The sequence below is a fragment of the Streptomyces sp. NPDC048506 genome (assembly GCF_040651315.1).
Classification (GTDB): domain Bacteria; phylum Actinomycetota; class Actinomycetes; order Streptomycetales; family Streptomycetaceae; genus Streptomyces.
Genome location: NZ_JBEZIX010000039.1, coordinates 73,829 through 91,823, shown reverse-complemented (window position 1 = coordinate 91,823; position 17,995 = coordinate 73,829). Strand labels below are relative to the sequence as shown.

Sequence of the window (17,995 nt, the reverse complement as noted above, 5' to 3'; positions counted from 1 at the left end):
GCCAACACCAGTCGGCACCGCGGTGCGCGCCCGGGCTCCCTTCCGTAAGAATCCGGTAACCGGTTCCGCGGGGATCCGGGCCACCCCGCCCGCGCGGGCGCTCGGCGCCCGTCAGCCCGTCAGCCCCTCCCGCACCCGCCGCGACACCGTGATCGCGTACAGGTCGAGCACCCCCGGCGGCTCCGCGAGGCCCGGCCCGCCGGCCCGGATCCAGGCCGCGATGTCCGCCAGCGCCTCGTCGTCGTTGACCAGCCCCAGCCACACCGGGCGCCCGCCCGCGGCCCGGCCCGCCGCCGACGGCTGCACCACCACCACGTTCGCCTGGTCGCACACGTCCAGGCACTCCGAGGCCCGCACCGGCGCCGCCCCGTCCAGCGCGGCCCGCAGCCGCGGTATCTGCCCCTGGTGGTCGACACCCGGAATCTTCGCCGGATCGCCGCAGCAGCAGCCACGGCACACCGTGACCCGGCACGGGGCCGCCGCGGAGCCCGCCCGGCCAGCACGCTCGTTGATCATCCGGCCCATGGTACGCGGGCCACCCGAGGCGGATTCCGGCCGCACCGTGGCATGGGAACGGGCCCCGACGGGATAGAGATCCCAGCATGTCCCTAACCGAGTCCCACCCCCAGCCCGGCTCCGTGGCCCGGACGCACATCCCCGGCCCGACTGGCCTGCCCCTGCTCGGCTCGATGCTCGACCTGCGGCACGACTCCCTCGCCACCTTCCTCCGCGCCCAGCGCGCCCACGGCGACGTGATACGCCTCCAGGCAGGCCCGCCCGGGCTGCGCAGCGTCTTCCACGCCGTCTTCTCCCCCGAGGGCGTCCAGCAGATCCTCGCCTCCCAGGCCGCCAACTTCCGCAAGGACCACCCGCTCTACGAGGAGGTCCGGCAGTCCTTCGGCAACGGCCTGCTCACCAGCCAGGACGACGACTACCTCCGACAACGCCGCCTGGTGCAGCCGCTGTTCACCAAGCGCCGGGTGGACGGCTACGCCTCCGCCGTGACGACCGAGGCCGCCACCCTCGCCGAGCGCTGGCGCACCGCCCGCGACGGCACCGTCGACCTGGTCCCCGAGATGAACCGCCTCGCGCTGCGCACCGTCGCCCGGATCCTGTTCGGCCTGGACGCCGAGGAGGCCGTGGACGCCATCCACCGCTGCGCCCCGGTCATCAACGCCTACGTAGTCCAGCGCGGCTACGTCCCCGTGAAGCTCCCGCGCCACTGGCCCACGCCCGGCAACCTGCGTGCGCGGGCCGCCACCGACGAGCTGAACGCCCTGTGCGACCGGATCATCGCGGACCGCCGGGCCGCGTCCCGGCCGGCCGACGACCCGGTCGGCGACCCGGCCGACCCGCACGGCGACGACCTGCTGTCCTTGCTGTCCGCCGCCGGCAACGACGAGGACGGCACCCTGGACGCCACCGAGCTCCGCGAACAGGTCCTGATCTTCCTGCTCGCCGGGCACGAGACCACCGCCACCTCACTCGCCTTCACCCTCCACCTCCTCGCCCGGCACCCCGACGAACAGGCCACCGTCCGCGCGGAGATCGACCGCGTCCTCGCCGACCGCACCCCCACCGCCGCCGACCTCGACCGGCTGCCGTACCTGACGCAGGCGCTGAAGGAGTCCATGCGGCTGTACCCGGCGGCCCCGGTCGTCAGCCGCCGGGCGGTGGCCGCCACCGAGATCGGCGGGTACCACATCCCGGCCGGCGCCGACGTGGTCGTCGCCTCGTGGGTCACCCACCGCAACCCGGCGCTCTGGGAGGACCCGGAGCGCTTCGACCCGCGGCGCTTCGCACCCGAGCGGGAGGCCGAACGGCACCGCTACGCCTGGTTCCCGTTCGGCGGCGGCCCGCGGGCCTGCATCGGCCAGCACTTCTCGATGCTGGAGTCGGTCCTGGCACTGGCCACCCTGCTCCGCGCCTACGAACTGGAGGCCGTCGACCAGGAGGTGTCGGTGGCCGCCGGGATCACCCTCCAGGCCACCGGCCCGGCCCGGGTACGGCTGCGGCCGCGCGACGGGGCGGGGGAGTAGGACGGGGGCGGGCGGCCCGCCGGCGGTAGTGAACCGATCGCGCCGGGCCGCCCCGCCCACCCGAAGCCCACGCCCCCTCACTCAAACGCAACGAAAATAGCGTTTGCATTTCGGCGGTGCCTCCTCTACGGTCATCACCGGTCCCACCGCCGCCGATTGGAGAAGGCCGTTGCTCTTCTGAGGTCTTGAGACACCGCGCCCGCGCATGCCCCGCATCGCGCGGCCCTGTCTGCGACCTCGGAGTGCCGCACGGCATACCCGGCGAGCCTCGACGTCCCCACCGCGGTGTCTCTGCGCAGCCCCACACCCACCCACGCGCCCAGGAGACCCGTATGTCACAGCCCACCACGCCCGCCGCCGGCCGCTCCCTCGTCTGCACCGGCCTCGGCTTCACCTGGCCCGACGGCACCCCCGTCCTCGACGACTTCCACCTCACCGTCGGCCCCGGCCGCACCGGCCTCATCGGCCTCAACGGATCAGGAAAATCAACCCTGTTGAAACTGATCGCCGGCGAACTCACCCCCACCGCAGGCAGCATCAAGGTCACCGGCGACATCGGCTACCTCCCCCAGCACGCCCCCCTCGACACCCACCTCCGCGTCGACCAGGCCCTCGGCATCGCCCACATCCGCGCCGCCCTGCACGCCATCGAGAACGGCGACGCCGCCGAAGAACACTTCACCACCCTCGGCGACGACTGGGACGTCGAGGAACGCGCCCGCGCCACCCTCGACCAGCTCGGACTGACCGGCATCGACCTCGACCGCACCGTCGGCGACGTCTCCGGCGGCGAATCCGTCCTGCTGCGCCTCGCCGCCCTGCTGCTGCGCCGCCCCGACGTCCTCCTCCTCGACGAACCCACCAACAACCTCGACCGACCCGCCCGGCAACGACTCCACGCAGCCGTCGCCGGCTGGCACGGCATCCTCGTCGTCGTCAGCCACGACCGTGAACTCCTCCAACTCGTCGACCGGATCGCCGACCTCCGCAACGGAGAGATCCACTGGTACGGCGGCAACTTCAGCGCCTACGAGGACGCCCTCGCCATCGAGCAGGAAGCCGCCGAGCGCACCGTCCGCGCCGCCGAGGCCGACGTCCAACGACAGAAACGCGAACTCGCCGACGCCCACGTCAAACTGGCCCGCCGAGTCCGCTACGGCAACAAGATGTACGCCACCAAACGCGAACCCAAGATCGTCATGAACGCCCGCAAACGAGAAGCACAGGTATCCGCCGGCAAACACCGCAACCTGCACACCGAACGCCTCAAAGAAGCCCGCGAACGCCTCGACCAGGCCACCGAAGCGGTCCGCGACGACGACGAGATCCGCATCGACCTCCCGCACACCGCCGTCCCGCCCGGCCGCACCGTCCTCACCCTGCAAGCCCTACGGACCCGCCACGGCACCCACGCCGAGCTGGAGGTCCGCGGCCCCGAACGGATCGCACTCACCGGCCGCAACGGCTCCGGCAAGACCACCCTGCTGCGCACCCTCGCCGGCGATCTCCCCCCACGGAACGGAACGGCACACACCCACGTCCCGCACCGCTACCTCCCCCAGCGGCTGGACATCCTCGACGACACCCGCACCGTCGTCGAGAACGTCGCCCGCTTCGCCCCCGACGCCACCAACAACCGCATCCGGGCCCGGCTCGCCCGCTTCCTGTTCACCGGCGCCCGCGCCGACCAACCCGCCGGCACCCTCTCCGGCGGCGAACGCTTCCGCGCCTCCCTCGCCGCCCTGATGCTCGCCGAACCCGCCCCGCAACTCCTGATGCTCGACGAACCCACCAACAACCTCGACATGGCCTCGGTCCGCCGCCTGGTCACCGCCCTGGAGTCCTACGAGGGCGCCCTCCTCGTCGTCAGCCACGACCTGCCGTTCCTGAAGGAACTCGGCATCACCCGCTGGCTCGCCCTCCACGACGGTGAACTGACCGACACCGAACCGCAGTAACCACCGCCCGGCGGTGCCGGCCGGCACCGGCACCGCCTACCCACCCGACACAAACGACCCGAACAGCGCCAGACTCTCCGCACACTGCGAATGCAACGGCACCGGCAACGCGTCCGGCGCACACCACACCAGCGCATCGAACTTCTCCGGCTCCCCGATCCGCACCCCACCCGGATCCACCCGCACCGCGAACACCACCGCGACCCAGTGCGACTCCACCGGGTCCCCGCGCAGCACATTGCGCACCCCGATCTGCTCGACATCGAGCGGCCGCACCCCGTACTCCTCCTGCACCTCCCGCACCACGGCCGCCTCGAACGTCTCACCGAACTCCAGCGCCCCGGCACCGCAGTCCCACGTCCCCGGCTCGTCCCGAGCCCCCGCGGCCCGCCGCGCCAGCAAGACCCGCCCCGCACCGTCATGACACACGAACACGCACGACACCTTCGGCCGCACACCCACCTCCACCACGACGCTCCCCTCGACCGACCACCCGACTCAGAAGCGCTTCGACTCAGAAGTGCTTCAGCAACTCCCCGAACGCCGACAGCCGCAACACCCCGGCGTCCTTGGGATCGACCTCGGCGTGCTCCAGCACCCACGTGTGGTCATGCGGAATGAACACCGCATTGAGACCCGCCGAACGCGCCGGCAAAATATCCGACTTGGGGGAGTTCCCGATCATCCACGCCGACGACGGCACCACGTCATAGGCCCGCACCAGCTCCTCATACGTGGCCACGTTCTTCTCCGCCACGATGTGCACCCCACGGAAGTTCCCGGCCAGCCCCGACGCCGCCACCTTCCGCTCCTGCTCCGCCACGTCCCCCTTGGTCAACAACACCAACGCGTGTCGCCGCGCCAACTCCGCCAGCGTCTGCGCCACCCCCGCGATCAGCTCCACCCCATCCCCCTCGAAGGCCGCCGCCCACCCGGAGATCCGCGCCGCCTCCCCGGCCGTCACCGCCCGCCCCCGCAACCGCTCCACACACTCCCGCAGACTGTGCAGGAACACCCTGCTGCCGTACCCGAGCGTCACCGCGTTCGCCGCCTCGATCCCGTCGAGCACCTCCCGCACCCCCGCCCGATCGAGCCCCGGACCCGCCATCCAGTCCAGGAACTCGTCGATGACCCGCTCGAAGATCACGTTGTTCTCCCACAACGTGTCATCCGCATCGAAGATCAACATCGGACCGCACCCCTCCCACACACCGACGACCCGCGCACCCTACGCACCCACCCCTCCCACCCGCACCGCAAATACCGCGGGGGGAGACCCCCAGCACCCCCACCTCAGGCCACCGGCCCGCCCTCCCACGCCGCCAACCGCCGCGCACTCTCGAACCGCCGCACCCGCCCGTCCAACGGATCGGTGAACTCCAACACCCTCGCCAACAACTGCAACGGCGCCGAGAAGTCCTCCGACCCACCAGCCCCCGCCACCGCACCCGCCGGATACAGCGGATCATGAAGGATCGGCAGCCCCAGCCCACTCATGTGCACCCGCAGCTGATGCGTCCGCCCCGTCACCGGCACCAGCCGGAACCGCCCCAACCCGCCCCGCCGCGCCACCAACTCCACCCGGCTCTCCGCATTCACCGCCCCCGCCACCTCCCGCGCCGCCGGCACCCCCCGCTCCTTCACGATCCGACTGCGCACCGTCACCGGCAGCGCCGCCGCCCCGTTGTACGCCGCCACCGCCTCGTACTCCTTGCGCACCCGCCGCCCCGCGAACAGCCCCTGATACGCCCCCCGGTCCTCCGGCCGCACCACGAACAGGACCAACCCCGCCGTCAACCGGTCCAACCGGTGCGCCGGCTGCAACGTCGGCACCCCCAACTCCTGCCGCAGCCGCGCCAGCGCCGTCTGCGTCACATGCCGCCCCCGTGGAATCGTCGCCAGGAAGTGCGGCTTGTCGGCGACCACGATCCGCTCGTCCCGATACACCACCCCCACCTCGAACGGCACCACGACCTCCGGCGCGAAATCCCGGTGGAACCACACAAACCGCCCCGCCGCATACGGCTCGCGCCCACTCAGCACCCCGTCCGCCCCGACGAACCGCCCCTCCGCCAACATCTCCGCCACCCGGCCGGCCCCCACCGCCCCCCGGAACCGGTCCACCAGGTGATCCCCCACCGTCCCCCACACCCCACCCGGATCCGCAGGCAACCGCACCCGCACCGGATCCACCCCCGCACGCTGCGGAAGCGGAGCCGACGGAACGGGGGATCTACGTCTCATGGCGGTGGCACACCTCGGCTCGGGCGGCGATCTCTCGGGCAACGGCCTCCGGGCCCGGCGGTGCCCTCACGCCCCGCCCGGAGCACAAACCGCCAAATGCCCGCCTGGGCGGGGCCTAGGCGGGCATCTGGTGATGAAAAGTGTCCGAGGGGGGACTTGAACCCCCACGCCCGATAAAGGGCACTAGCACCTCAAGCTAGCGCGTCTGCCATTCCGCCACCCGGACAAGGTGTCTGCCGATCCGGCCTGCGCCGTTCCGACGTGGAAAACAATAGCAAACCTTCGGCGGTGGTCGATCACCCGCACGCCCGGCCCGGGAAACGCCTGTGACCAGGGCATGTCGGCAACATTGCGGCCTTGGGCACAGCGCCCGGCGGGTGGAGGATGGCAGTGGACCCCCCCGCCGCGGACCGCGCCCCCCCGGCGCGCGACGCGGCCGTGAACCAAGAGGAGGCAGTGTGAGCGAGTCGCAGCCGGCCCGTACGGTCACCGGCGAGGACGAGGTGGTCGACCTGTGCCGGGACCTCATCAGGATCGACACCAGCAACTACGGCGACCACTCCGGCCCGGGAGAGCGGGCCGCCGCCGAGTACGTCGCCGAGAAGCTCGCCGAGGTCGGCCTGGAACCGAAGATCTTCGAATCCCACAAGGGCCGCGCCTCGACCGTCGCCCGGATCGCGGGCGAGGACCCCACACGCCCCGCCCTCCTCATCCACGGCCACACCGACGTCGTCCCGGCCAACGCCGACGACTGGACCCACCACCCCTTCTCGGGAGAGATCGCCGACGGGTGCGTCTGGGGCCGCGGCGCGGTCGACATGAAGGACATGGACGCCATGACGCTGGCCGTCGTCCGGGACCGGCTGCGCACCGGGCGCAAGCCACCGCGCGACATCGTCCTGGCGTTCCTCGCCGACGAGGAGGCGGGCGGCACCTACGGCGCGCGCTACCTCGTCGACAACCACCCGGAGCTGTTCGAGGGCGTCACCGAAGCGATCAGCGAGGTCGGCGGCTTCTCGTTCACGGTCAACGAACAACTGCGGCTGTACCTCATCGAGACCGCCCAGAAGGGCATGCACTGGATGAAGCTGACCGTGGACGGATCCGCCGGACACGGTTCGATGATCCACAAGGACAACGCGATCACCGAACTCTCCGAAGCCGTCGGACGGTTGGGCCGCCACCAGTTCCCGGTACGCGTGACCAAGACGCTCCGGGGCTTCCTGGACGAGCTCGGCGACGCCCTGGGCACCGAACTCGACCCCGAGAACATGGACGACACCCTCGCCAAACTCGGCGGCATCGCCAAACTGATCGGCGCCTCGCTGCGCAACACCGCCAACCCGACCCAACTCGGCGCCGGCTACAAGGTCAACGTGATCCCCGGACAGGCCACCGCCCACGTCGACGGACGGTTCCTGCCCGGCTACGAAGAGGAGTTCCTGGCCGACCTGGACCGCATCCTCGGCCCCCGCGTCAAGCGCGAGGACGTGCACGCCGACAAGGCGCTGGAGACGACCTTCGACGGGGCCCTCGTGGACGCGATGCAGTCCGCACTCCAGGCCGAGGACCCCATCGCACGGGCCGTCCCGTACATGCTCTCGGCCGGCACGGACGCCAAGTCGTTCGACGACCTGGGCATCCGCGGATTCGGCTTCGCCCCGCTGAAGCTGCCGCCGGAGCTGGACTTCGCCGGAATGTTCCACGGCGTCGACGAGCGGGTTCCGGTGGACGGACTGAAGTTCGGCGTGCGGGTCCTCGACCGGTTCATCGACCAGAGCTGACGCCCGCGGTGGCACCCGCAGATCCCCTCAACACGTGCCCCCGGCCCACGGCGCGGGCCCGACCCGTGGCGCGGGCCCAAACCGGCGTGGATTTCCTGCCGTTCGCGCCGGCTTCGCCGAAAAGGATGAACACTCTGATGTGTTCGTAGCTTCAAAGGCCTTTTCCTCGTTGCAGGGTGTGCGGTCCGCGGCATGGGACCGCTTGTGCCCACAAGGAGGAACAATGATCAAGAAGATCGTCGCTGCGGTGACGGTCGCCGGCGGCCTCACGCTCGCCGGCGCCGGTCTGGCCGTTGCCGACGCGGGTGCCCAGGGTGCTGCCGTGCACTCTCCCGGCATCGCGTCGGGCAACGTCGTCCAGGCCCCGGTCCACGTACCGGTGAACGTCTGCGGCAACACGATCTCCGTGGTCGGGCTGCTCAACCCCACCTTCGGCAACACCTGCACCAACAAGTGACTTCTGACGTCAGGTGACGTCGTCATCGCACCCGTAAGGGTCTGATCCGGTTCGGCTCCGAAATGCATGCCATGCATTCCGGAGCCGCTGGGTATTTCGGTGGACGGGTGGCCCCCGTGGACTCACCACGGGCCTCACCACCCGCACGCATTCCTGTAACGCACGAGGCAGGGGAACTACCTATGAGACAGGTCGCACGCAAGGGCCTGATCACCATGGCGGCAGCAGGCGGCGTACTCGCCGCGGCCGCAGGCTACGCACACGCGGACGCCAGGGCCGCCGGAAGCGCGGTCGACTCGCCCGGAGTGGCCTCCGGCAACAACGTCCAGGCCCCGGTCGACGTACCGGTCAACGTCTGCGGCAACACCGTCAACGTCGTCGGGCTGCTCAACCCCACGTTCGGCAACCGCTGCGCCAACGACGCCGGCGGTCACCACCACGGGGGCCACCAGGGGGGACACCAAGGGGGACATCAGAACCACGGTGGGAACCACGGCGGTTCCGGCGCCACCGGCAGCACAGCCCACTCACCCGGCATCGCCTCCGGCAACAACATCCAGGCCCCGGTCCACGTACCGGTCAACGTCTGCGGCAACACCGTCGACGTCGTGGGACTGCTCAACCCCACGTCCGACAACGGCTGCGCCAACGGCTCGCCGGCCACCCCGGGCCACCAGCACCACCCCGGCCACCCGGGTCACCCGGGTCACCCCGGGCACCCCGGGCACCCGGGCCAGCCGGGCACTCCCCACCACCCCGGTACGTCACCCCACTCGGGGAAGGCCCACCACCCGGACACCCCGCACCACGGTGACCGGCAGAACACCCAGCACACCCAGAACACCCCGGGAGTGCGGCCACAGACCGCGCCGCACGCCCAGGCCGCAACGCCCCACGCACCGGGCGCGCAGCTCGCGCACACCGGAGCCGGAGCGCTCGGCTACGCAGTCCCGGCCAGTGCCGGACTGCTGCTCGGCGGCGCGGTGCTCTACCGCAAGGCACGCATCGCCCGCCGATGATCAGCCGCACCTAGCGTGCTGATCACGACACACAGCGCACCCGCGCACCACAGAGCGGGCCCCGTCCCAACGGGGCCCGCTCTTCCCTGCTCACACGCCTGACCGCACGCTCGACCGCACGCCCGTGTGACCACACCCCCGCGCACCTGACCGCAGGCCCATTGAACTCCGCTCACCGCCGAACACCGCTCACACGCCGGAGGCACTCACCACGTGGCGCGCAGTTGGCGGATGATCCGGCGACGCAGCCGCACCTTGCGGCTACCGTCCGGATTCAGGCGCAGTCGGTCCAACTCCCAGTGTCCGTACTCGGCATGGTCGGTCAGCAGGCGAGTGGCGGCCTTCCGGGAAACCCCCCGGGGCACGTACACATCGCAGAATTCGTATTCCGGCATCGCATCTATTGTGCGGGACCGGCCCCGGTACGGATAGCGTCTGCACTATGTCTGATGCTGCGCAGCCCTCCGCTGCCGAGGTACGTGCCGCCGCCGAAGCGGTCAAAGCCGCGCTGGACCGTCACCTCGACGCGGTCGAACGCCGCTCGGGGCAGGACGACCCGGCCGTCTACGCCGCGTTCGACGAGCTCGCCGCGGCCGCCGAGCTCTACGACGAGCTGCTCTACGACACCTACGACGAGGTCACCCCCTTCGAGATCCCCGGGAGCGACACCCTGCCCGCCTACGCGGGCCCCGAGGAACCGAGTGCCCTGAGCGTGCTGATCCGGCGCGACTACACCGTCGCGGAACCGCAGCGGCTACTGCACCAGGCCCAGCGCATCGCCGACCTCGACCCGGACGCCGCCGACGGCGCCGTGGGCAACGGCGCCGATGCCGCCGCGGTCGTCGGCAGCAGCGTGCATGCGGCGCTCGGCGTCCTGTTCGGCGAGTTCGAACCGGACGAGATCGCCTCCCGGCACAAGGAGTTCGGCCTGGAGGAGGGCGACTCCACGCTGTGGGTGGCGGCCACCGACGACCCGGCCGAGCCCGGGGAGTGGCTGTCGGCACCGTTCGATCAGGCGGATCCCCAGCGGGTGGTGTGCCGTTTCGACGTCAGCGCAGTCTTCGACGAGGAACTCGGCGACGACGTGTTGGAGCCGCTCGACCACGAGGGGTGAGGGTCGGTCGCGAGGGGAGAAGGGACGGCGGAGTCTGGGGCTGAGTGATCAGTTCCGGGCTCCGGGTTCCGCGTTTGGGGCTTCGACTCTGTGCTCCGGGCCGGAACCACGAACTCTCGAACTCTGAACCCCGAACTCTGAACTTCGGGCTCACGCCTTGGAATCCTGTACTTCGGGCTCCGGGCTGGGAGTCCCGAGCGCGCGGCCTGTGGCTGGGGGCGGTGTGGGGGCGGTGCCCCTGCACCGCCCCCAGTGTTGTTGAGGCCCTGGCCGACCTCGCCGACCTCGTCGACCTGGCCGACCGGGTCGACCTGTCCGGCATACCCGGGCTGCCCGACTCGGTGCGGCCTCGGGCAGGGGCGGGTGGAGCGGGGTGGGCGTGGTTGGCCTGTGGGGCGCCGCGGTTCCTTATTACGGCAACGATTACGGAGAGTTATTAGTTCCGGGCCTGTTGTTGCCGTCTGTAGTTTGGGTGGGTGAGTGGGTGAGTGGGTGAGTGGATGAGCGGATGAGCGGGTGGGGCGGAGTTATGGGGTTGGTTCGGGGTGGGGGGTTTGGTGCTGGAGGAGGGTGCGCAGGCGGGTGGTGCGTTCCTTGGCGGGGACTTCGGCGACGGCGCGCGGTAGTGCCTGGTCGGCGCCCTGGACGACGGAGAGGTGGCGCTCGCCGCGGCTGAAGGCCGTGTAGACCCAGGCCCGGGTCAGGCCGCCGGCCGCGTCGCCGGGGAGGACGACCACGGCCGCCGGCCAGCGTGTGCCGGCCGCTTGGTGGGCGGTGAGTGCCCAACCGTGGCGTACGGCTCCTGCTCCCACCTGCTCGCGGGGTACGACGACGGCTGAGCCGGCGCAGTCCAGATGGAGACCCGAGGCGTCGGCGCCGGTGACCGTGCCGGGGATCGTACGGCCGGGGGCCGGGGTGTAGGCGATGCGGTCGCCGGGGTCGAAGCCGCCGAAGCGGCCGGGGCCGGGGTTGAGGCGTTCCTTCAGGGCGGTGTTGAGAGCGCGGGTACCGGCCGCGCCGCCGTGGCCGACCGTGATGACCTGGGTCTGGTCGGCGGGGATGCCGAGCGCCCGGGGCACGGAGTCGGCGACCAGTTGGGCGGTGCGGTGCACCGCCTCGCCGGCGTCCCGCACCGGGACGATCACCACTTCCTTGCCGGGCGCCTCGACCTCGCTGAGTTCGCCGATGCCGATGCCCGAGACCAGTTCGCCGATCGGGCCGAAGTCCGGCGTGCGGGAGGAGACCTGGGGGCAGAAGCGCGCCGTGAGGAGGTCGGCGAAGAGCCGGCCGGGGCCGGCGGACCACAGGACGCCGGGGTCGCCGCTGAGGACCAGGCGGGTGCTGTCGGTCAGCGATTCGACGAGCAGCGCGGCGGTTTCCAGGTCGAGTTGTGGGGCGTCCAGCACCACCAGGAGGTCGAGGGCGAGGGCGCCGTCCGCGTCCCGGCCGGGGCCCTGCCGGCCGGAGAGCAGGCCCGATACGGTCACGGCTGCCGCGTCGAGGTCCTCGGCGGGTTCGTTCGGTGCGCTCTCGGTGAGGTGGGCGGCCAGGCGCCGGCGGCCGTCGTCGGTGTGGGCGGCGCCGTAAGCCCGCAGGCCCAGTGAACGGGCCGCGGCGATCAGTGCGGCGGGTTCGGCGCGGGCCGCCTCGGCGCCCGTGTGGGTCACCAGTCCGCTGTGGGCGGCGGCGCGGATCAGCTCTGCGGCGGACGGCGAGGGCGCGGCGACGGCCGCGGCCTCCCAGTCGGCGGCGGAGGGGGAGGGGCGCATGGGGGAGCGGGCGGTGTCCTCATCGGCGTCCGGGGCGTGGATCGCGTCGGCGCCGGCCGGCCCTTCGGCGTTGCCGGTTCCGTCCCCGGCGTTTCCGTCACCGTCCTGGGGGCTGGTGTCCCCGTCCTCGCCGTCGCCGTCCCTGTCCTCGGCGTCGCCGGTGTCGTCGTGGGCGTCGCCGGTGTCGTCGTCGGCGCCCGTGGCGGGGGCCGTCCCCGCGGTCGTGGACGGTTCGGGGGCGGTGGCGGGATCGAAGGTCTCGGAGGGCTCGAAATCGACGGACTCGGAGGGTTCGAAGGTGTTGAGCAGCCGGGCCAGGCCGTCGGCGACGCTCTCCTCGGCCATGGCGTAGCGGTCCAGGCCGAGGAGGACCCGAACCGGCTGTTCCTCGTCCTCGTCGTCGGGTGTGGTGGGGCGGGCCCGGCCCGGTTCGTCGATGGCGTCCTGGAAGACCAGCACCGAGCCGTCCGTGATCGCGGTCTGTAGGGCCTCGTCGGGGTCGGGCACCGAGCGCTGGGCGAGGGCGGCGCGGAGCGCGGCCGCTTCCAGGGCGGAGTGTCCGGCGAGGGCGGCCTGTTCCAGCAGCCAGCCGACCAACGCCTGTGCGCGCCGTTCGTCGCCCGGTCCGGCCGCGGCGCCGAGCAGCGCCCGGGCGAAGCCGTCGGCCTGTTCGGGGCGGACTCCGGGAACGGCGAGCAGCTGCCAGGGGTCTTCGCCGAGGGCCTCGGCGGCCCGCTCCCCGAGCACCTCGGCGGTCCGCTCGGCCAGCGACTCGGGGGCGCCGCCCGCGGCGAGGACCTGCCGTACGCCGTCGAGGCCGGGGGCCGTGGGGCGGGGTGGGGGAGCGGTCGCCGGGACGCCGGCCGGAGTGGTGCCGGCGGGCCCGGGAGCGGTGGCGTCCGGCGCGGAGGGGCGGGCCGGGCCCTCGCCGGCGTCGGTGGCGTGGGCCGGGCGCTGCCGGGTCACCTGCGGTGTGGTCGCGGCGGGCCCGGCCTGCGGTGCGGGGTGGCCACCGGCCGGGGCGTTACCGGCGGGGCCGGCGGCGGGGCCGGCCGGCCGGGTGGGGCGGGGGGCCTCGGTGAAGAAGGAGGCCGCCGAGCGCTCACCGCTCTCCACGGCGCGTACGGCCGCCGCCAGCGCCGCCGCGCTCGCCTTGGCCGGTGCGGGCTGCGTGGTCTGCTCGTTCCCCGCCGCGGCATCCGCGCTGCGGGCGTCCGCGGTCCCGGCCGCGCCCTCCTGCTCGGGCGGGGTTTCGCCGGCGAGGCGGTCGGTACTCACAGCGTGCTCCAGTCGTGATCGGGGTAGCGGTGCACCGGAGCCGACACATCGTCCAGCGCCCGGCAGATTTCGTCAGGAAGACTAAGGGTCTCCACTGACAATGCCGCTCTGAGCTGCTGCGCCGTGCGCGCTCCCAGGATCGGGGCGGTCACTCCGGGGCGGTCGCGGACCCAGGACAGCGCGACCTGGAGGGGGGTGACGGCCAGTCCGTCGGCGGCGGTCGCCACCGCCTCGACGACCCGGCCCGCCGTCTCGTCGAGGTACGGCGCGACGAACGCCGCCAGGTGGTCCGAGGCGCCGCGCGAGTCCGCCGGGGTGGCGTGGCGGTACTTGCCGGTGAGCACGCCCCTGCCGAGGGGGGAGGACGGCAGTACGCCGATGCCGAGGTCGAGCGCCGCGGGCAGCACCTCGCGTTCGATGCCGCGCTGGAGCAGGGAGTACTCCATCTGTGTGCCGGCCAGCCGATTGCGTATGCCGGGCGCGGCGAGCTGCCAGGTCGCGGCCTTGGCGAGCTGCCAGCCGGAGAAGTTCGCCGCCCCGACGTAGCGTGCGCGGCCGCTGGTGACGGCGAGGTCGAGGGCCTGGAGCGTCTCGTCCAGGGGCGTGTGCGGGTCGTGGGCGTGCAGCTGCCACAGGTCGACGTAGTCGGTGCCGAGCCGTTCCAGGGACGCGTCCAGGGCGGCGAGGAGATGGCGCCGGGAGCCGTCGACGCGGCGGTCCGCCTCCAGGACGCTGCCGGCCTTGGTGACGATCACCAGGTCGTCGCGGGGGACGAGGCTCTCCGTGAGCCGGCCCAGGAGGTATTCGGCGCCGCCGTCGGCGTAGATGTCGGCGGTGTCCACGAGGGTGCCGCCGGCCTCCCAGAACGCCTTGAGCTGGTCGGCGGCTTCCTGCTCGTCCGTGTCGCGGGCCCAGTTCAGGGTGCCGAGCCCGAGCCGGGACACGCGAAGGCCCGTTCGGCCGAGGTGCCTTTGCTCCATGGGGCCTGAGATTACGCGCCGTGGCCCGGGATCAGGGGACCTGTGGACAACCCGCCGGTGACGGCTCGCGGCGGTGCGCGCTACAGTCCCCCGCGACAACGACGTTACTGATCGGTAAGGGGAGCGGCATGAGGCTTGGCATCAACCTCGGCTACTGGGGCGCCGGGATGGACTCCGACAATCTCGCGGTGGCGCAGGAGGCCGACCGCCTCGGCTACGCCGTCTGCTGGGCCGCCGAGGCCTACGGTTCCGACGCCGCCACCGTGCTCTCCTGGGTCGCCGCCCAGACCGAGCGGATCGACATCGGCTCGGCGATCTTCCAGATCCCGGCGCGTACCCCCGCGATGACCGCGATGACCGCCGCGACCCTGGACTCCCTCTCCAGGGGCCGGTTTCGGCTCGGCCTCGGCGTCTCCGGGCCGCAGGTCTCCGAGGGCTGGTACGGCGTCAGGTTCGACAAGCCGCTGGCCCGCACCCGCGAGTACGTGGACATCGTCCGCAAGGCGATGAGCCGCGAGCGGCTGTCCTACGAGGGCGAGCACTGGACGCTGCCGCTGCCCGGCGGCCCCGGCAAGCCGCTCAAGCTCACCGTCCACCCCGAGCGCCCGCACATCCCGCTCTACATCGCCGCGATCGGCCCCAAGAACCTGGAGCAGACCGGCGAGATCGCCGACGGCGCACTGCTGATCTTCCCGTCCGCGGACCACCTGGAGGAGACCGCCGTCGCGCACCTGCGCGCCGGCCGGGAGAAGGCGGGCCGGACGCTCGACGGCTTCGACATCTGCCCGACGCTGCCGCTGGCCGTCGGCCCCGGGAACGGTGACGGGGACATCGGCGCGCTCGCCGACATGTTCCGCCCGTACACCGCGCTGTACGTCGGCGGGATGGGCAGCCGGAAGCAGAACTTCTACAACCGGCTCGCCCAGCGCATGGGCTACGAGAAGGAAGCCGCCGAGATCCAGGACAAGTACCTGTCCGGCGACAGGGACGGCGCCGCCGCCGCCATCCCGGAGCGGCTGATCGACCAGACCACGCTGCTCGGCTCCGTCGCGCGGATCGCCGACCGGATGCAGGCCTACGCGGCGGCCGGCGTGACCACCCTGACGCTGGCGCCGGCCGGCTTCACCCTGGAGGAGCGGCTGGCCTCGCTGCGGGCCGGAGTGGAGGCCCTGGAGCGCGCCGGACTGGCGTAGTCGAGGACGGGCCGCAGGGAGCCCGTGGGTGGGCCGGGAGGGCCTGCGGGACCAACAAGGAGGGCCCGGCGCCCGGAGCGCCGGGCCCGGCGGACCCGCGGCCGTGGTGGGGGCTCGGGGGATCCTCCCCGCCACGGCCGTCGGGCTGCACAACGCCACGGTGCGCGGCGGGTTACGCCCCGCCACCGGTCCCGCCTCGTTCCAACGGACGAACGGGCGCCCCCTCCAGTTGCCGCGAACAGCACACACCACTTGACTTTTTCTTTACGGGTGTGTGCATTCGGAGGTGGCTCAGATGTTCTCGGCCCGAAGCCTGTTCCAGGAGATCGTCGACAACGACAACTCCTACCGTCTGTTCTGTTCCATCGCGGCCAGCGGCGAGGCCCAGGGTGGCTGGGAGAACGGCCGGATCGCCGCACTGCTGCCCGCGTCCATGCGCGATCTGGCGCCCAAGGTCACCCGGCACGGCGCCGACGAGGACAAGCACGGACGGATCTTCCAGGCCCTGATGCGCCGCCGCGGACTGACCCCCACCCACGTCCCCGAAGCGACCGACTACACCATGCTGCTGGAGCGCCGGGGCATCGGCCTGGCGCACGACAAGCTGCGCCGCGACGAGCCGCTCACCGAGCTCGACATCATCACCTACCTCGCGCACAGCCGGGTCACCGAGCAGCGCGCCGCCGACCAGATGGTGATGCTCAAGAGGCACTTCGGCGACCACCCCGAGGTGGGCAAGGCGATCAGGATGATCTCCCACGACGAGGACAACCACCTCGCCTACTGCCACGAGGAGCTGCTGCGACTGGCCCGCGCCGGACACGGCCGCACCATCCAGCGGATCCTGCACGACTGCGCACGCGCCGAGATCGCCGTCTACCGGGACGTCAGCCTGGCCGTGATGGACCACATGGGACGCATCCTGCACTGGCCGAAGCCGAAGTCCGCGGTGCTCGCCGCCGCGATCCGGGCGATGTACAGCTACGAGCGGCTGGTCGGCTGGCGGCGGATGGTCACCCTCCGGATGCCCGAGCGGCGCAACGCGCTGGGCGGCCCGACCACCTCCGCACCCGAGTTCGCCTGAGCCGCCGCACCCCCAGAGGCGGTGCGCCGCGCGGGGTCACAGCCAGCCGCGGCGCTTGAACAACCGGTACAGCGACACCTCGATGAGCACCATCAGCACCAGGATCGCCGGATACCCCAGATGCCACTTGAGCTCCGGCATGAAGGTGAAGTTCATGCCGTAGACCCCGGCGATCAGGGTGGGGACGGCCGCCAGCGCCGCCCAGGCCGAGATCTTGCGCATGTCGTCGTTCTGCCGCACGCCCATCTGCGCCAGATGGGCGGAGAGAATGTCCGAGAGCAGTCGGTCCAGACCCTCGACCGACTCGTTGGCGCGGGTGAGATGGTCCTCGACGTCGCGGAAGAACGGCCGCGCGTGGTCGTGGATGAACGGCACCCCCGGGTTCTGCAGGCGCGCCATCGGCTCCGCCAACGGACCCGTCGCCCGCCGGAACTCCATCACCTCACGCTTGAAGACGTAGATCTCGGCGGCGGTGTTCCGGGTGTCCCGCCCCCGTACCGGAGCGAACACCTCCGCCTCCAACTCCTCCAGGTCCAGCTGGAGTTCGGCGGCCACCTCGATGTAGTGGTCGACCACCGCGTCACTGACCGCGTACAGCACCGCGCCCGGGCCGTGCCGCAGGATCTCCGGGTGCTCCTCCAGCCGGTGCCGCACCGCGCGCAGCGGACTGGCCTCCCCGTGCCGCACCGTCACCACGAACGAGTCGCCCACGAAGACCATCAGCTCCGACGCGGTCACCGTGTCGGCCTGCACGTCGTAGGTGATCGGCTTCAGCACCACGAACAGCGAGTCGTCGTAGACCTCCAGCTTCGGCCGCTGGTGCGCCTTGAGCGCGTCCTCGACCGCCAGCGGATGCAGCGCGAACTCGCTGCTGACGAGCGCGAACTCGTCCTCCGTCGGCTCGTGCATGCCCAGCCACATGAAGGAGTGGCCCTCGGCCCGCGCCGCCTCCAGGGCGTCCGAGAAGTCCGTCGCGCACTCCGCGCGGCGGCCCTCCCGGTAGATGGCGCAGTCCACGATCACACCAGGCATTCTCGCGCGTACCCCCGCCACCTGCCAGGAAGACGACCCCGAAC

16 protein-coding genes and 1 tRNA gene are annotated in these 17,995 nt (G+C 71.9%); 8 read left to right on the top strand and 9 right to left on the bottom strand.

Annotation, left to right across the window (positions count from 1 at the left end; genetic code table 11):
- Nucleotides 1-111: 111 nt before the first annotated feature.
- The gene (locus tag AB0C96_RS28615) at nt 112-516 is read right to left on the bottom strand and encodes a (2Fe-2S) ferredoxin domain-containing protein (protein WP_362921173.1); all 405 of its coding nucleotides are present in this window, start codon (nt 514-516) and stop codon (nt 112-114) included.
- A gap of 86 nt (nt 517-602) precedes the next feature.
- Between AB0C96_RS28615 and AB0C96_RS28610 the strand changes: the two genes are divergently transcribed.
- Together AB0C96_RS28610 and AB0C96_RS28605 are read left to right on the top strand one after the other, a co-directional pair.
- Nucleotides 603-2,039, top strand: coding sequence for a cytochrome P450 (locus AB0C96_RS28610; RefSeq protein ID WP_362921172.1), 1,437 nt, complete (start codon nt 603-605; stop codon nt 2,037-2,039).
- A 332-nt stretch (nt 2,040-2,371) separates the two neighbouring features.
- Complete coding sequence (locus tag AB0C96_RS28605) at nt 2,372-3,997, top strand: ABC-F family ATP-binding cassette domain-containing protein (protein WP_362921170.1); 1,626 nt, start codon at nt 2,372-2,374, stop codon at nt 3,995-3,997.
- Nucleotides 3,998-4,033: 36 nt separating this feature from the next.
- Here AB0C96_RS28605 and AB0C96_RS28600 read toward each other — a convergent pair whose 3' ends face one another.
- The 4 genes from AB0C96_RS28600 to AB0C96_RS28585 all read right to left on the bottom strand — a co-directional run bounded on the left by AB0C96_RS28600 (nt 4,034) and on the right by AB0C96_RS28585 (nt 6,467).
- Nucleotides 4,034-4,432, bottom strand: coding sequence for an NUDIX hydrolase (locus AB0C96_RS28600; protein ID WP_362921169.1), 399 nt, complete (start codon nt 4,430-4,432; stop codon nt 4,034-4,036).
- Nucleotides 4,433-4,511: 79 nt separating this feature from the next.
- Nucleotides 4,512-5,186, bottom strand: a complete 675-nt coding sequence (locus AB0C96_RS28595) for an HAD family hydrolase (RefSeq protein ID WP_362921167.1) — start codon at nt 5,184-5,186, stop codon at nt 4,512-4,514.
- 104 nt (nt 5,187-5,290) lie between these two features.
- Nucleotides 5,291-6,241 carry a pseudouridine synthase gene (locus AB0C96_RS28590; RefSeq protein WP_362921166.1) on the bottom strand — a complete coding sequence of 317 codons (951 nt, stop codon included), beginning with the start codon at nt 6,239-6,241 and terminating at the stop codon, nt 5,291-5,293.
- Between the two features lie 141 nt (nt 6,242-6,382).
- Nucleotides 6,383-6,467 (bottom strand) — tRNA-Leu (locus AB0C96_RS28585).
- A 232-nt stretch (nt 6,468-6,699) separates the two neighbouring features.
- Here AB0C96_RS28585 and AB0C96_RS28580 point away from each other — a divergent pair.
- The 3 genes from AB0C96_RS28580 (at nt 6,700) to AB0C96_RS28570 (ending at nt 9,501) form a co-directional block, all read left to right on the top strand.
- Nucleotides 6,700-8,025, top strand: coding sequence for a M20/M25/M40 family metallo-hydrolase (locus AB0C96_RS28580; RefSeq protein ID WP_362921164.1), 1,326 nt, complete (start codon nt 6,700-6,702; stop codon nt 8,023-8,025).
- Nucleotides 8,026-8,248: 223 nt separating this feature from the next.
- Nucleotides 8,249-8,482: a chaplin gene (locus AB0C96_RS28575; RefSeq protein ID WP_362921162.1), complete on the top strand. Its 234-nt coding sequence runs from the start codon at nt 8,249-8,251 to the stop codon at nt 8,480-8,482.
- A 182-nt stretch (nt 8,483-8,664) separates the two neighbouring features.
- Complete coding sequence (locus tag AB0C96_RS28570) at nt 8,665-9,501, top strand: chaplin (RefSeq protein WP_362921160.1); 837 nt, start codon at nt 8,665-8,667, stop codon at nt 9,499-9,501.
- A gap of 206 nt (nt 9,502-9,707) precedes the next feature.
- Here AB0C96_RS28570 and AB0C96_RS28565 read toward each other — a convergent pair whose 3' ends face one another.
- Nucleotides 9,708-9,896, bottom strand: coding sequence for a DUF5703 family protein (locus AB0C96_RS28565; protein ID WP_006607658.1), 189 nt, complete (start codon nt 9,894-9,896; stop codon nt 9,708-9,710).
- 47 nt (nt 9,897-9,943) lie between these two features.
- Between AB0C96_RS28565 and AB0C96_RS28560 the strand changes: the two genes are divergently transcribed.
- Nucleotides 9,944-10,615, top strand: coding sequence for a hypothetical protein (locus tag AB0C96_RS28560; RefSeq protein ID WP_362921158.1), 672 nt, complete (start codon nt 9,944-9,946; stop codon nt 10,613-10,615).
- 527 nt (nt 10,616-11,142) lie between these two features.
- Here the strand turns inward: AB0C96_RS28560 and AB0C96_RS28555 are convergent.
- On the bottom strand, nt 11,143-13,662 hold the full coding sequence (locus tag AB0C96_RS28555) for a helix-hairpin-helix domain-containing protein (protein ID WP_362921156.1): 2,520 nt from the start codon (nt 13,660-13,662) through the stop codon (nt 11,143-11,145).
- Nucleotides 13,659-14,642 carry an aldo/keto reductase gene (locus AB0C96_RS28550; protein WP_362921154.1) on the bottom strand — a complete coding sequence of 328 codons (984 nt, stop codon included), beginning with the start codon at nt 14,640-14,642 and terminating at the stop codon, nt 13,659-13,661. The genes AB0C96_RS28555 and AB0C96_RS28550 overlap by 4 nt, the downstream gene beginning before the upstream one ends.
- A 128-nt stretch (nt 14,643-14,770) precedes the next feature.
- On the opposite strand from AB0C96_RS28550, the gene AB0C96_RS28545 reads away from it, so the two are divergent.
- Both AB0C96_RS28545 and AB0C96_RS28540 read left to right on the top strand, forming a co-directional pair.
- Entirely contained in the window at nt 14,771-15,835 is a 1,065-nt protein-coding gene (locus AB0C96_RS28545) for an LLM class F420-dependent oxidoreductase (RefSeq protein ID WP_362921152.1), read from the top strand.
- Nucleotides 15,836-16,130: 295 nt separating this feature from the next.
- Complete coding sequence (locus AB0C96_RS28540) at nt 16,131-16,919, top strand: ferritin-like domain-containing protein (RefSeq protein ID WP_362921150.1); 789 nt, start codon at nt 16,131-16,133, stop codon at nt 16,917-16,919.
- A 36-nt stretch (nt 16,920-16,955) separates the two neighbouring features.
- On the opposite strand, the gene corA is transcribed toward AB0C96_RS28540, so the two are convergent.
- Nucleotides 16,956-17,951: a magnesium/cobalt transporter CorA gene (gene corA, locus AB0C96_RS28535; protein WP_362921148.1), complete on the bottom strand. Its 996-nt coding sequence runs from the start codon at nt 17,949-17,951 to the stop codon at nt 16,956-16,958.
- Between the last annotated feature and the right edge of the window lie 44 nt (nt 17,952-17,995).

Excerpts from the sequence above, each read along its gene's own strand:
- AB0C96_RS28570 (WP_362921160.1), top strand. The coding sequence starts at position 8,665 with ATGAGACAGGTCGCACGCAAGGGCCTGATCACCATGGCGGCAGCAGGC.
- AB0C96_RS28560 (WP_362921158.1), top strand. The coding sequence starts at position 9,944 with ATGTCTGATGCTGCGCAGCCCTCCGCTGCCGAGGTACGTGCCGCCGCC.
- AB0C96_RS28605 (WP_362921170.1), top strand. The coding sequence starts at position 2,372 with ATGTCACAGCCCACCACGCCCGCCGCCGGCCGCTCCCTCGTCTGCACC.
- AB0C96_RS28615 (WP_362921173.1), bottom strand. The coding sequence starts at position 516 with ATGATCAACGAGCGTGCTGGCCGGGCGGGCTCCGCGGCGGCCCCGTGC.
- AB0C96_RS28610 (WP_362921172.1), top strand. The coding sequence starts at position 603 with ATGTCCCTAACCGAGTCCCACCCCCAGCCCGGCTCCGTGGCCCGGACG.
- AB0C96_RS28550 (WP_362921154.1), bottom strand. The coding sequence starts at position 14,642 with ATGGAGCAAAGGCACCTCGGCCGAACGGGCCTTCGCGTGTCCCGGCTC.
- AB0C96_RS28575 (WP_362921162.1), top strand. The coding sequence starts at position 8,249 with ATGATCAAGAAGATCGTCGCTGCGGTGACGGTCGCCGGCGGCCTCACG.
- AB0C96_RS28565 (WP_006607658.1), bottom strand. The coding sequence starts at position 9,896 with ATGCCGGAATACGAATTCTGCGATGTGTACGTGCCCCGGGGGGTTTCC.
- corA (WP_362921148.1), bottom strand. The coding sequence starts at position 17,951 with ATGCCTGGTGTGATCGTGGACTGCGCCATCTACCGGGAGGGCCGCCGC.
- AB0C96_RS28590 (WP_362921166.1), bottom strand. The coding sequence starts at position 6,241 with ATGAGACGTAGATCCCCCGTTCCGTCGGCTCCGCTTCCGCAGCGTGCG.
- AB0C96_RS28595 (WP_362921167.1), bottom strand. The coding sequence starts at position 5,186 with ATGTTGATCTTCGATGCGGATGACACGTTGTGGGAGAACAACGTGATC.
- AB0C96_RS28545 (WP_362921152.1), top strand. The coding sequence starts at position 14,771 with ATGAGGCTTGGCATCAACCTCGGCTACTGGGGCGCCGGGATGGACTCC.
- AB0C96_RS28540 (WP_362921150.1), top strand. The coding sequence starts at position 16,131 with ATGTTCTCGGCCCGAAGCCTGTTCCAGGAGATCGTCGACAACGACAAC.